General features: G+C 70.5%; 13 protein-coding genes. 9 read left to right on the top strand and 4 right to left on the bottom strand.

Going from position 1 to position 13146, the window contains the following annotated elements; translation table 11 throughout:
* The first annotated feature begins 12 nt into the window (after positions 1–12).
* Genes AC21LY_RS03365 through AC21LY_RS03350 form a run of 4 tightly spaced genes read left to right on the top strand, consistent with a single transcriptional unit; the run spans position 13 to position 3486 of the window.
* Entirely contained in the window at positions 13–816 is an 804-nt protein-coding gene (locus tag AC21LY_RS03365; RefSeq protein WP_489044898.1) for an enoyl-CoA hydratase family protein, read from the top strand.
* Positions 813–1691 carry a CoA transferase subunit A gene (locus AC21LY_RS03360; protein WP_489044896.1) on the top strand — a complete coding sequence of 293 codons (879 nt, stop codon included), beginning with the start codon at positions 813–815 and terminating at the stop codon, positions 1689–1691. The genes AC21LY_RS03365 and AC21LY_RS03360 overlap by 4 nt, the downstream gene beginning before the upstream one ends.
* A complete protein-coding gene (locus AC21LY_RS03355) occupies positions 1688–2431 on the top strand; it encodes a CoA-transferase subunit beta (protein WP_489044895.1) in 744 nt (247 codons plus the stop codon). The genes AC21LY_RS03360 and AC21LY_RS03355 overlap by 4 nt, the downstream gene beginning before the upstream one ends.
* Complete coding sequence (locus AC21LY_RS03350) at positions 2428–3486, top strand: NAD(P)H-dependent flavin oxidoreductase (protein WP_489044893.1); 1059 nt, start codon at positions 2428–2430, stop codon at positions 3484–3486. The genes AC21LY_RS03355 and AC21LY_RS03350 overlap by 4 nt, the downstream gene beginning before the upstream one ends.
* 77 nt (positions 3487–3563) lie before the next feature.
* Here the strand turns inward: AC21LY_RS03350 and AC21LY_RS03345 are convergent, their stop codons facing one another.
* From AC21LY_RS03345 to AC21LY_RS03330, 4 genes are read right to left on the bottom strand one after another with little or no spacing between them, the layout of a single operon-like run.
* Complete coding sequence (locus tag AC21LY_RS03345; protein WP_489044891.1) at positions 3564–4727, bottom strand: acetyl-CoA C-acetyltransferase; 1164 nt, start codon at positions 4725–4727, stop codon at positions 3564–3566.
* Complete coding sequence (locus AC21LY_RS03340; RefSeq protein ID WP_489044889.1) at positions 4724–5329, bottom strand: TetR/AcrR family transcriptional regulator; 606 nt, start codon at positions 5327–5329, stop codon at positions 4724–4726. The genes AC21LY_RS03345 and AC21LY_RS03340 overlap by 4 nt, the downstream gene beginning before the upstream one ends.
* Before the next feature lie 50 nt (positions 5330–5379).
* Complete coding sequence (locus AC21LY_RS03335; RefSeq protein WP_489044887.1) at positions 5380–6168, bottom strand: SDR family oxidoreductase; 789 nt, start codon at positions 6166–6168, stop codon at positions 5380–5382.
* Positions 6165–7325, bottom strand: coding sequence for an acyl-CoA dehydrogenase family protein (locus AC21LY_RS03330; RefSeq protein ID WP_489044885.1), 1161 nt, complete (start codon positions 7323–7325; stop codon positions 6165–6167). The genes AC21LY_RS03335 and AC21LY_RS03330 overlap by 4 nt, the downstream gene beginning before the upstream one ends.
* Before the next feature lie 112 nt (positions 7326–7437).
* Between AC21LY_RS03330 and AC21LY_RS03325 the strand changes: the two genes are divergently transcribed.
* The 5 genes from AC21LY_RS03325 to AC21LY_RS03305 are packed head-to-tail and all read left to right on the top strand — an operon-like array spanning position 7438 to position 13079.
* Positions 7438–8964, top strand: coding sequence for a FadD3 family acyl-CoA ligase (locus AC21LY_RS03325; RefSeq protein WP_489044883.1), 1527 nt, complete (start codon positions 7438–7440; stop codon positions 8962–8964).
* Entirely contained in the window at positions 8961–9872 is a 912-nt protein-coding gene (locus AC21LY_RS03320; RefSeq protein ID WP_489044881.1) for an enoyl-CoA hydratase, read from the top strand. Before AC21LY_RS03325 ends, AC21LY_RS03320 begins: the two co-directional genes overlap by 4 nt.
* Positions 9872–11032, top strand: a complete 1161-nt coding sequence (locus AC21LY_RS03315) for an acyl-CoA dehydrogenase family protein (protein WP_489044879.1) — start codon at positions 9872–9874, stop codon at positions 11030–11032. Before AC21LY_RS03320 ends, AC21LY_RS03315 begins: the two co-directional genes overlap by 1 nt.
* On the top strand, positions 11029–12042 hold the full coding sequence (locus tag AC21LY_RS03310; RefSeq protein ID WP_489044877.1) for an acyl-CoA dehydrogenase family protein: 1014 nt from the start codon (positions 11029–11031) through the stop codon (positions 12040–12042). Before AC21LY_RS03315 ends, AC21LY_RS03310 begins: the two co-directional genes overlap by 4 nt.
* Positions 12039–13079 (top strand): acyl-CoA dehydrogenase family protein, encoded by a 1041-nt coding sequence (locus AC21LY_RS03305; RefSeq protein ID WP_489044875.1) that lies wholly within the window; start codon positions 12039–12041, stop codon positions 13077–13079. The genes AC21LY_RS03310 and AC21LY_RS03305 overlap by 4 nt, the downstream gene beginning before the upstream one ends.
* The last annotated feature ends 67 nt before the right edge of the window (positions 13080–13146 follow it).

The following is a 13146-nucleotide window of genomic DNA, read 5'->3' as shown; positions in this document are numbered from 1 at the left end:
GAAGGAGTCGGTGTGTCTTCACCGATCACTACCACCGTCGACGAGCCCGGAATCCACACGATCACCGTCGATGCACCGCCCGTCAACGCCCTCACGGTGCAGGGCTGGTTCGACCTCGCGGACGCGATCACGACGGCCGGCCGCGACCCCTCATGTCACGTCGTCGTGGTGCGCGCGTCGGGGCGTGGCTTCAACGCGGGCGTCGACATCAAGGAGATCGACGCAGCGCAGGCCGCAGGCGACGGCTACGGCGCCCTGATCGGCGCGAACCACGGCTGCGCGGCGGCCTTCTCCGCCGTGTACGACTGCGCGGTCCCTGTGATCGTCGCGGTGAACGGCTTCTGCCTGGGCGGAGGCATCGGCCTCGTCGGCAATGCCGACGTGGTCGTTGCCTCCGAGGACGCGACCTTCGGCCTTCCGGAGGTCGACCGCGGGGCGCTCGGCGCCGCAACACATCTGGCACGGCTGGTTCCCCAGCACCTCATGCGGACTCTCTACTTCACCGCCGGGACCGTGACGGCGCAGCAACTGCACCACTTCGGTTCCGTGTACCGCGTGGTGCCGCGCGCCGAGCTCGACGAGGCAGCACTCGAGGTGGCGCGCGCCATCGCCGCCAAGGACACCCGCGTGATCCGCAGGGCGAAGGAGGCGATCAACGGGATCGATCCGGTGAACGTCCACACCAGCTACCGGTTCGAGCAGGGCTTCACCTTCGAGCTCAACCTCGCCGGCTATTCGGACGAGCACCGTCGGGAGTTCGTCGAGTCCGGCCGCACCGTCAGCGAGGCGAACGACGCACAGCAGGAGAACGTATGACCGACAAGACCATGACCGCCGAGCAGGTGGTCGCCGGGCTCGAGGACGGCATGACGCTGGGCATCGGCGGCTGGGGCTCGCGTCGCAAGCCGATGGCACTGGTGCGCGCCATCCTCCGCTCGGACCTCGAAGATCTCACCGTCGTCTCCTACGGCGGACCCGACGTGGGGCTGCTGGCCGCCGCCGGAAAGATCCGGAAGCTGATCTTCGGCTTCGTCACGCTCGACACCGTGCCGATCGACCCGAACTTCGCGCGCGCCAGGCAGTCCGGCGCGATCGAGGTCAGGGAATGGGACGAGGGCATGTTCGCCGCCGGCCTCAAGGCCGCGGTGCAGCGCCTGCCCTTCCTGCCGATCCGCGCGGGCCTCGGCTCATCGGTCATGGACCTCGATTCCGATCTGCGCACCGTCGTCTCGCCCTACTCGGACGGCGAGGAACTCGTCGCCGTGCCCGCTCTGCGGCTCGATGCGGCGCTGGTGCACATGAACCGCGCGGACGCCCGTGGCAACGCGCAGTACCTGGGCCCCGACCCGTATTTCGACGACGATTTCGCCCTCGCCGCCGACCGGTGCTACGTCTCGTGCGAGCGCATCGTGCCGACCGAGGACCTGGTCGGGGGCGGACCGGTCCAGTCCCTCATCATCAATCGCAGTGCCGTCACCGGCGTGGTGGAGACTCCGCACGGTGCGCACTTCACCTCCGCCGTCCCGGACTACGGGCGCGACGAGAAGTTCCAGCGGCACTACGCCGCGAGCGCCAAGGATCCCGCCGCGTGGGCCGCGTTCGAGGAGCGCTTCCTGAGCGGGGACGAGGCGCACTACCAGGCGCAGGTGGCCGCGTGGGCCGCGGAACCGGCTGAGCAGGAGAAGAAATGACCGACGTCACCCGTGCCGAGGTCTGCGTGACCGCGATCGCCGACCTGTTCCGCGGCGACGGCGAGATCACCGCCAGCCCGATGGGCCTGATCCCGTCGCTGGGCGGGCGGCTCGCCCGGCTCACGGTCGCTCCCGATCTGCTGCTCTCCGACGGCGAGGCGTACCTGATCGCCGACGCGGCGAACCCGTCGGCGGGCATCGAGGGCTGGCAGCCCTTCAAGAAAGTGCTCAACGTCGTCGTACCGAACGGCAAGCGCCACGTGATCATGGGCGCCAGCCAGATCGACCGGTACGGCAACCAGAACATCTCCGCGATCGGGGAGCACCGCGCTCCGACTCGCCAATTGCTCGGCGTGCGCGGCGGTCCCGGCAACACCGTCAACAACCGGACCTCGTACTGGATCCCCAAGCACTCGACGCGCGTCTTCGTGGAGTCGGTCGACGTGGTGAGTGGCGTGGGTTACGACCGCGCCCGCGCGGCCGGCCCGTCCGCGTCCCGGTTCCACGACATCCACCGCGTGGTCACCGATCTCGCCGTCCTCGGCTTCGGCGACGACGGTGCCATGACCCTGCTGTCGGTACACCCCGGCGTCACCGAAGAGCAGGTACGCGCGGCCACCGGCTTCGAGCTCGTGGGTGCCGATGTGCCCACGACCAGGGTGCCCACCGCCCAGGAACTCGAGTTGATCCGCACCGTGGTGGACCCGAAGAACCTCCGGAGCAAGGAGGTTCCGGCGTGACCCTGCGGACACGGTTCACCGATCTGGTCGGGGTCGAGCATCCCGTGGTGCAGACGGGCATGGGCTGGGTGTCGGGCGCCCACCTGACCTCCGCCACCGCGAATGCGGGCGGCCTCGGCATCCTCGCCTCCGCCACGATGACCTATCCCGAGCTCGAGAAGGCCATCCGGAAGACGAAGGAGCGCACCGACAAGCCCTTCGGCGTGAACCTCCGTGCCGATGCGGAGGACGCACAACGACGAGTGGATCTCCTCGTCCGCGAGGGCGTGAAGGTGGCCTCGTTCGCGCTCGCCCCCCGGCGGGAGATGATCGCGGAGCTCAAGGATGCAGGGCTCGTCGTGATCCCATCCGTGGGCGCGGCCCGGCACGCGGAGAAGGTCGCGGCGTGGGGCGCCGACGCGGTGATCGTGCAGGGCGGCGAGGGCGGCGGCCACACGGGTGGTGTCGCCACCACCCTGTTGCTGCCGTCGGTCCTCGACGCGGTCGACATCCCCGTGCTCGCCGCCGGCGGCTTCTTCGACGGCCGGGGCCTGGCCGCGGCACTCGCGTACGGCGCCTCCGGTGTCGCCATGGGCACCCGCTTCCTGCTCACCCGCGACAGCCGGGTCCCCGAATCCGTCAAGGCCGAGTACCTCCAGCGCGGGCTCGGCGACACCGTGGTCACCACCAAGGTCGACGGGATGCCCCACCGTGTCCTGCGTACTGCGCTGGTGGATGCTCTCGAGCGCTCACACGGCGTGGCCACCCTGGCGCACGCGGCGCGCAACACCGTGCGTTTCCAGGCGCTGACGGGCGTCTCGTGGAAGGGGCTGATCGCCGAGGGGCTCGCCCTGAAGAAGGGCGGCGATCGCACCTGGAGCCAGCTCATGATGTCGGCGAACACGCCGATGCTGTTGCGCGCCGGGCTCGTCGAGGGCAACACCGATGCCGGTGTCCTCGCATCGGGACAGGTCGCCGGGATCATCGACGACCTGCCGACGGTGGCGGAGCTCATCGAAGGCATCGTGGCCGACGCGGAGGCGCGGCTCGACGAGCTGGCCGGATTGCGGGCCTGACCCGTCACCCGTGACTCGACAGCGGTGGCCCAGCTCGACGAGGGGCCTATCGCTGTTGAGTCACAAGGGGCGGCGAGTCACAGGCGCTCGATGACGGTCACGTTGGCCGTGCCGCCGCCCTCGCACATGGTCTGCAGGCCGTAGCGGCCGCCGCGCCGCTCCAGTTCGTGCAGCAGGGTGGTCATCAGCTTCGCCCCGGTGGCGCCCAGCGGGTGCCCCAGCGCGATGCCGCCACCGTTGACGTTGACCTTCTCGTGCGGGATGCCCAGCTCGTCCATCCACGCCAGCGGCACGGAGGCGAAGGCCTCGTTGCATTCGAAGAGATCGATGTCGTCCACCGTCAAGCCCGTCTTCCGCAGCGCGTGCTGCGTCGCGGGGATGGGTCCGGTCAGCATCCACACCGGGTCCGCCGCGCGGACGGAGAGGTGATGGATCCGCGCTCGGGGCCGCAGGCCGTGGCGGGCCACGAAATCGGCGGACGCCACCATGACCGCCGCCGCTCCATCGGCGATCTGGCTCGCCACCGCCGCAGTGATCGCGGAGCCCTCCGCGAGCGGGGCGAGGCCGGCCATCTTCTCCAGTGTCGTTCCCCGACGGGGTGTCTCATCGACCGCGAGGCCGCCGACCGGGGCGATCTCCGCCTCGAACCTGCCTGCGTCGATCGCGGCCGACGCCCGCTCGTGGCTGGCCAGCGCGAACTCCTCCATCCGCGACCGGGAGATGCCCCACTTCGTGGCGATCATGTCGGCGCTGGTGAACTGGGACACCTCGACGTCGCCGTACCGCTCGCGCCAGCCGACCGAACCGGAGAACGGATCGTCGAAGCCGTATTCGCGTCCTGCGAGCATCGCCGCACTGATCGGGATCGCGCTCATGTTCTGCACGCCGGCGGCGACCACCGCGTCGGCGGTCCCGGACAGGACGGCCTGCGCCGCGAAGTGGACCGCCTGCTGGCTGGAACCGCACTGCCGGTCGACGGTGACGCCCGGAACGTGTTCCGGCAGTCCGGCGGCGAGCCACGAGGTGCGGGCGATGTTGCCCGACTGCGGGCCGATGGTGTCACAGCAGCCCATGATCACGTCGTCGACGAACTCGGGATCCACACCGGAGCGCAGGACGGACGCGCGCAGGACGTGCGCGCCGAGGTCGGCGGAGTGCACCGCCGCCAGCGAGCCACCGCGCTTGCCGGAGGGGGTGCGCACCGCATCGAGGATGTATGCGCCGGGGGCGAGGTCTGTCATGTCTGCTCCTTCTCGGGGCTGGCGATCCCGTGCTCGAGGATCGTGAGGTACTGGTCTGCGACCGTGCCCACGGGCAGGTGCCCGCCGGGCCGGTACCAGCGGACCGCGACCCAGACGGTGTCGCGGAGGAAACGGTAGGTGACGTCGACGTCGAGATCCGCTCGGAAGTCACCGGATTCGATGCCGCGGGTGAGGATGCCGCGCCACATGGCGCGGAACTCCTGCAGGAAATCTGCGATGTAGGCGAAGCGCTCCAGCGTCGCGAGCCCGCGGGCCTCCGCCTGGTAGATGGCGACGGCGTCGGGACTCGTGTCGATCGCGGAGAACGAGGCGATGACGCAGCCGCGCAGCTGTTCCCGCGGCGCGCCCGCGGCGGCGAGGACGGCGCGGTACTCGCCGAAGAGCCTGTCGAGGAAGTCCCGCAGGATCTCGTCGAGCATCGACTCCTTGGAGTCGAAATGGTGGTACAGACTGCCCGAGAGGATGCCCGCTGCATCGGCGATGTCGCGCACCGTCGTCGCGCGGTAACCGTTCTCGGCGAACAGCTTCGCGCTCAGGGCCAGGACCTCCGCGCGCCGCGCGGACGGGTCCGGCTTAGGCATGCTGACTGCTCACCGAGACCACCTCCAAAGTCATGTGGGGAGGGTGGGGACTACGCATGCTGACTGCTCACCGAGACCACCTCGCCGGTCATATAAGAACTGTAGTCGGAGGCCAGGAAGACGATCACGTTCGCGACCTCCCACGGCTCGGCGGCGCGACCGAAGACCTCGCGGCGGGAGAGCTCGTCCAGCAGTTCGTCCGAGGTGACCTTCGCGAGGAAGGCGTGCATGGCGATGCTCGGCGAGACGGCGTTGATCCGCACGCCGTGCGGCGCGGCGTCGACGGCGGAGCAACGGGTGAGCGCCATGACACCCGCCTTGGCTGCGGCGTAGTGTGCCTGTTCGGCCTGCGCGCGCCAGCCGATCACGGACGCGTTGTTGACGATGACGCCGCCCCCGCCCTGCGCGATGAACCGGTTGATCGCGGCGCGGGTGGCGCGGAAGGTCCCGGTGAGAGTCACGTCCAGCACGCGGGACCACTGTTCGTCGGTCATGTCCTGGACGGCGACGCTGCCGCCGAGGCCGGCGTTGTTGACCAGCACGTCGATCCGGCCGTAGCGCTCGGCAGCACCGTCGAGCAGGGCCTGGACCTGTTCCTCGACGGTGACGTCGCAGGCGATCGCGTGCACCCGGTCGCCGAACTCGGCGGCGAGCTCGTCGCGCTTCTCCCCCAGACGGCGCTCGTGCCAGTCGGAGATCACCACGCCGGCGCCCTCTTCGAGGCAACGGCGGGCGGTCGCGGAGCCGATACCGGTGCCGGCGGCCGCGGTGACGACGACGACCTTCCCCTCGACGAGGTTGCGGCCCTGGGGGTACGGCGGTGCGGGAAGGGCGGTCATGGGCGGGCCTCTCTGGGCAGGCCGAGCACGCGCTCGGCGAGGATGTTGCGCTGGATCTCGTTGGAGCCGCCGTAGATCGTGTCGGCTCGGGTGAAGAGGTGAAGACGCTGCCAGTCGTCCAGTTCGGGGTCGGCGAGCAGCCCGGCGGCGCCGCGCACCGTCATCGCTATCTCGCCGAGCCTGCGGTGCCAATTGGCCCACAACAGCTTGGCGATCTCGGCGGTGCCGGCTTGCTCAGAGCCGAGGGTGCGGAGCGCGTGTGCCCGCATGACGTCGAGTTCGGTCCAGGCCCGGCGCAGGGCGTCGGCCACGTCGGGGCGGTCGGTGGCGCCGGAGTCGAGGGCGAGGTCGGTGAGCGCCTGCAGCTCGCGGCGGAAGCCGATCTGCTGGCCGAGGGTGGCGACCCCTCGTTCGAAGGCGAGCGTCCCCATCGCGACGCGCCAGCCCTCGCCGGGGGTTCCGACGACGTTGGCGGCGGCGGTGCGGGCACCGTCGAAGAAGACCTCGTTGAACTCCGAAGTGCCGGTGAGCTGCACGATCGGCCGGACCTCGACGCCCGGCTGGTCCATGGGGACGAGCAGGTACGACAGCCCCTTGTGCCGGGCGGAACCGGGCTCGGTGCGGGCGACGACGAAGCACCAGTCGGCCGCGTGCGCGAGCGAGGTCCAGACCTTCTGCCCGGACACGACCCACTCGTCGCCCTCGAGGCGCGCGGTGGTGCTGACGTTCGCGAGGTCGGAGCCGGCGCCGGGCTCGGAGTAGCCCTGGCACCACAGCTCGCGGACGTCGCGGATCGCGGGCAGGAAGCGGGCCTTCTGCTCGTCGGTGCCGAAGGCGATCAGCGTGGGGCCCAGCAGTTCCTGGCCGAGGTGGGAGACCTTGGCAGGTGCGCCGGCGCGGGCGTACTCCTCGTGGAAGATCACCTGCTGCGCGATACTCGCTCCACCGCCGCCGTTCTCTGCCGGCCAGCCGATGCAGTTCAGGCCCGCTGCGGCCAGGTGCCGCTCCCAGGCGATGCGCTCGTCGAAGAACTCGTGCTCTCGCCCGGGCCCGCCCGCACCGCGGAGCGCGGCGAACTCGCCGGACAGGTTGGTCGCGAGCCAATCGCGCACCCGCGCCCGGAATTCCGCGTCCGTCTCGCCGCTCGCCGTGGCCACGGCACTCCCTTCGCCATCTACCAAGCAAGTGCTTGGTGGAATCAGGTTACACAGACTCGCCCCGCACTGTAACGTGTTCTACCAAGCACTTGCTAGGCAGAAGGGTTTGCGCATGTCACGCACCATCGCAGCGGCTCTGCGCGAGGCCGCGGAGCGGTTCGGCGAGCACCCCTGCGTCGTCGACGGGGACCTGCGGATCAGCTACCGGAATCTGCATGAGCGGGTCCGGGGCGTAGCCCGGGCACTGCTCGCCGAGGGGATCCGGCGGGGCGACCGAGTGGCGATCTGCGCGCCGAACAGCCACGAGTGGATCGAGGCGGCCCTCGGCGCCGCCTACATCGGCGCCGTCCTCGTCCCCGTCAATACTCGGTACACCGGCCCGGAGATCGTCGACCTGCTGGTACGCACCCGCGCGCGGGCCTTCGTGGTCGCCGGACCGTTCCTCGGTGTCGACCGCCTCGAGCTGGTCACCTCGACCCACGGCGGGCTCCCGGCCGATATCGCCTGCATCCTCCAGCTCCCCGAGTGGGACGAGGTGCCCGCCCGCGGCGCGAGGGTCCGGGACGGCGAGCTCGACGAGGCCGTCGCCGCGGTGACGCCCGACGATCCGTCGGACATCTTCTTCACCTCGGGCACGTCGGGCCGGAGCAAAGGGGCGATGAGCACCCATGCGCAGACTCTCGCGAACGCCGCGAACTGGGCCGAGCTGGTGGGCGTCACTGACGCCGACCGCTACCTGATCCTGAGCCCCTTCTTCCACATCTTCGGCTACAAGGCCGGCGTCCTGGCCGCCCTGCAGAGCGGAGCCACCATCTACCCCGCCCAGACCTTCGACGTCACGGCGGCCTTCGAACTCATCCAGCGGGAACGGATCTCGGTCTTGCCCGGCGTGCCGACGGTGCACCAGATGATGCTCGACCACCCCGACCGCGAGCGGTACGACCTCTCGAGCCTGCGCGCCGCGACCACGGGCGCCGCCACCATCCCCGTCGTCCTGATCGATCGCATGCGCGCCGAACTGTACGAACGCGTGCTGACGGCGTACGGCCTCTCCGAGGCCCCGGTCGTGACCATGTGCCGCGCCGACGACGACCCCGAGGTGATCGCCACGACCTCCGGACGCGCCGTGCGCGATATGGAGGTACGGATCGCGGACGACGGCGAGATCCTGGTGCGCGGGCCGAACGTGATCAGCGAATACTTCGAGGATCCCGAGGCGACGGCGAAGGCCTTCGACGCCGACGGGTGGTTCCACACCGGCGACGCCGGATCGATGGACGACGCGGGGAACCTGCGGATCACCGACCGCATCAAGGACATGTTCACCAACGGCGGCTTCAACGTCTACCCGGCGGAGATCGAACAGGTCATCGCGCGGATCCCGGGTGTCGCGGAGAGCGCCGTCGTCGGCGTGCCCGAGCCCCGTCTCGGCGAGGTCGGCAAGGCCTTCGTCGTGCTCACCGCAGGGCGCGAGCTGACCGACGACGCCGTGATCGACCACTGCCGGGAGTTCCTGGCCAACTTCAAAGTCCCCCGCAGCGTGGAGTTCGTGAGCGAGCTACCGCGCAACGCGACCGGAAAGGTGCTCAAGCGCGTCCTGCGCGGTGAGCCCGAGCCTGCAGCAGGAGAGAAGCGATGACCGACAACACGCCCGACCCCGATTCGACCCCCGGCACGGAGGTGGTGACCTACGAGGTCCGCGGCCCCGTGGCCGTGGTCACGATGAACCGGCCCGAGTACCGCAACGCGCAGAACTCGGCGATGACCTACGCCCTGGACGCCGCCTTCGTGCGTGCGGTCGAAGACCCGGCGGTCAAGGTGATCGTGCTGGCGGGCAACGGGAAGCACTTCTCCGCCGGCCATGACATCGGCACACCGGGCCGCGACGTGGACCAGCATTTCGAGAACCGGGCCGTGCTGTGGTGGGACCATGTGGGCCGCGAGGGCGGCGACCAGCGCTTCGCGCGCGAGTCCGAGGTGTACCTCGGGATGTGCCGGCGGTGGCGGGAGATCCCGAAGCCGGTGATCGCCTCGGTGCAGGGCGCCTGCATCGCCGGCGCACTGATGCTCGCGTGGAGCTGCGACCTCATCGTGGCCTCGGACGACGCCTTCTTCTCGGATCCGGTGGTGCGCATGGGCATCCCCGGTGTGGAGTACTTCGCACACCCGTGGGTGATGGGCCCGCGTGCTGCGAAGGAGTTCCTGTTCACCGGTGACCGGTTCTCGGCGAAGCAGGCCAAGGAGTGGGGCATGGTCAATCGCGTCGTACCCCGTGCGGAGCTCGAGGAGGAGACCCTGGCCCTGGCCGAGCGGATCGCGGACATGCCGAGTTTCGGCCTGGCCCTGACCAAGAAGGCCGTCAACCAGTGCGAGGACCTCATGGGCATGCGGGCCGGCATGGACTCGGTCTTCGGCTTGCACCACTTCGCGCACGCGCACAACGCGGAGGTCTCGGGCGGCGATTCACTGGGTGGTCAGAGCGCCAAGTCGATGGCCTCCGGCGCACGCAGCGCGGCCGGTGACGCCGCGGCGGGGAAGGCCGAGTAGTGGACCTGGAATTCGACGACGCCACCGTCGCCTTCCGCGATGAGGTGCGCGCCTGGCTCGCCGCGAACGTGCCGGCCGAGCCGCTGCCCTCCTTCGACACCGCCGAGGGCTTCGCCGCGCACCGCGCGTGGGAGGCGAAGCTCGCCGACGCCGGCCTCGCCGCCGTCTCCTGGCCCGCCGAGTACGGCGGCCGGGACGCGACGCTGCTCCAGTGGGTCGTCTTCGAGGAGGAGTACTACGCCGCGGGCGCGCCGCTGCGGGTGAACCAGAACGGCCTGTTCATGTTGGCGCCCACGCTGTTCAGTCACGGCACCGACGAGCAGCGCACGCGGATTCTGCCCGCGATGGCCCGCTCGGAACGGGTGTGGGCACAGGCGTGGTCGGAGCCGGAGGCGGGCAGCGACATCGCCTCGCTCCGCTCGACCGCAACGCGCGTCGACGGCGGCTGGAAGCTCTCGGGCCAGAAGACGTGGAGCTCGCGCGCGGCCTTCGCCGACGGCGCCTTCGGCCTGTTCCGCAGCGAGCCCGGATCGGAACGGCACCGCGGTCTGACCTACCTGATGTTCGACCTGCGCGCGCCCGGCGTCACGGTGCGTCCCATCCCGCAGCTCGACGGTGAGCCCGGCTTCGCCGAGATCTTCCTGGACGACGTCTTCGTACCGGACGCCGACGTGATCGGCGAACCCGGCCAGGGCTGGCGCGTCGCGATGACCACGGCCAACAACGAGCGCGGCCTGTCGCTGCGCAGCCCCGGCCGGTTCCTCTCGGCCGCGGATGCGCTCGTCGATCTGTGGGAACGTGAGGACGCCGATACGGCGAGCGCGGCGGCACAGCGCGTCGCCGACGCGTGGATCGGCGCGCGCGCCTATCAGCTGTACACCTTCGGCACCGTCACCCGCCTCCAGGACGGCGGCGAGCTCGGCCCGGAATCGAGTGTGAACAAGCTCTTCTGGAGTCGTCTCGACGTGGAGCTGCACGAGACCGCCCTGGATCTCCTGGGTGCTCGCGCCGAGCTGGTGGGCGACGCCGCCCCCGACGCCGGAAGCTGGCCGGCAGGCTACCTGTTCTCGCTGGCGGGACCCATCTACGGCGGCACCGATCAGATCCAGCGCAATACCATCGCCGAGCGTCTCCTCGGCCTACCCCGGGGAGCCCGATGAGATTCGCACCGTCGCAGGAGAACCGGGCCTTCGCCGAGGCGCTGGACGATCTGCTCTCGCAGGCCGGTGTCGTGGCAGCGGCGCGCGCCTGGGCCGGCGGGGACAGCGCCCCCGGCCGGAAGGTCTGGGCCGCGCTCGCCGACCTCGGCGTCAGTGGGCTCACCGTCGCCGAGGAGCACGAGGGCGCCGGCGGCGACGCCATGGATCTCGCGGTGGCGCTGCAGGCACTGGGCTATCACGGCGTGCCCGGCCCGGCGGTGGAGTCGATCGCCGTCCTCCCTGCGCTGCTCACGGATCCCCGACCGCTGGAGGCCCTCGCGGGCGGGGCGATCGGCACCGTCGCCCTGCCTCCACGCACCCCGTTCCTGCTCGACGCGGACGTCGCGGACCTGCGCTTCGTCGTCGCGCCCGACGGCACCGTCGGCGAGGTGGACGCACCGTCGACCGGCCCACTCGCCTCGATCGACCGCACGCGCCGCCTGTTCCCCCTGGAATTGAACACCGTTACGGAGAGAGAAACCGCAGGTCGGGATCTCCATAACGGTGTTCAATCGGGGCAGGTGTGGGGGGCGTTCGGTGTGGCGGCGCAGTTGCTCGGCGCCGGGAGGCGGCTGCTGGACGACACCGTCGAGTACGCGAAGGCCCGCTCGCAGTACGGCAGGACCATCGGCGAGTACCAGGCGATCAAGCATCTCCTCGCCGATGTGGCGACGCGGCTGGAGCTGGCCGCCCCACTGCTGCACGGGGCGGCGGTGGCGCTGTCGGAGAACAACGCCCGGGGTGTGAACCTCGACCCTGTCCGGGACGTGGCGGCCGCCCGCGTCGCCGCCGCGGACGCCGCATACCTCGCCGCCCGTACCGCGCTGCAGGTGCACGGTGCGATCGGCTACACGGCGGAGTACGACCTGGGCCTGTGGATCACCAAGGTCCGGGCGCTGCAGTCGGCGTGGGGGACCCAGGCCGAGCATCGCGCCACCGTTCTGGACGCGATCCGGAAGGCCGCACGATGAATTCGGAACTGGACGATCTGGCGGACGCGGTCCGGAGCGTGATCGACCGACGTTGGTTGCCCGCGGCGCTGCGGACCGCGATCGACAGCCCCGAGGGCTTCGACCGCGGCCTGTGGTCGGTGCTGTGCGAGCAGGTCGGGGTCGCCGCCCTGGGGGTGCCCGAGGCGTACGACGGCGTCGGCGCCGGGGTGCGTGCGTTGCAGGTGGTCGCCGAGGAGCTGGGGCGGCACCTGATCCCATCGCCCTTCCTGGGCTCCGCGGTCCTCGCGACCGTCCTCCTCGCGGAGACGGACGAGGGCGATCTGCTGACCGGACTCGCACGCGGCGAGCGGATCGCCGCCGTCGCCTTCGCGGGAGAGGACTTCACCGAGCGGCCGATCACCGTCACCGGCGGACGACTCTCCGGCACCGCACGTTTCGTGCTCGACGGAGATCTCGCCGACGACCTCCTCGTCGTCGCCGGCGACGAGTTGTACCTCGTCGACGGTGCCGCCGCGAGCCGTCGGCACACCCCGTCGATGGACCCGACGCGACGGTTCGCCGAGGTCACCGTCGACGATGCACCCGCGCGGCGGCTGCGCGACGGGGCCCGTGCCGCGCTGGCGCGGGCGCTCGATGCGAGTTGCGCGGTGCTCGCCGCGGAGCAGGCCGGCGGGGCGGCGCGGGCGCTGGAGATCACCGTCGACTACACCCGCTCCCGCGTGCAGTTCGGACGGCCGATCGGCTCGTTCCAGGCGCTCAAGCACCGCATGGCGGACATGCTCGTGCTCGTGGAGTCGGCTCGCTCCGCGGCCCTCGCGGCGGGCGAGGCGTTCGACCGGAACGATGCGGACGCGGCACTGGCGGTCGCGACGGCGAAGAGCTATTGCTCCGAGGCGTTCGGCAGCGTCGCCGCCGAGATGATCCAACTGCACGGCGGCATCGGCATCACCTGGGAGCACGACGCGCACCTGTACTTCAAGCGGGCGCACTCGTCGTCGCAACTCTTCGGCGATCCTGCTCATCACCTGGCGCGACGGGCGCTGACCCACTCCTGAAACTCGTTCTTGGCAGGAGTCTCGAACCGTTGTATTTTGGTAGACGAACTACTTATGTGGGGAGATG

The sequence above is a fragment of the Tsukamurella sp. II2bb genome, assembly GCF_057815145.1.
The sequence above is the reverse complement of the archived record's forward strand: the minus strand, read 5'-3'. Positions and strand labels throughout refer to the sequence as shown.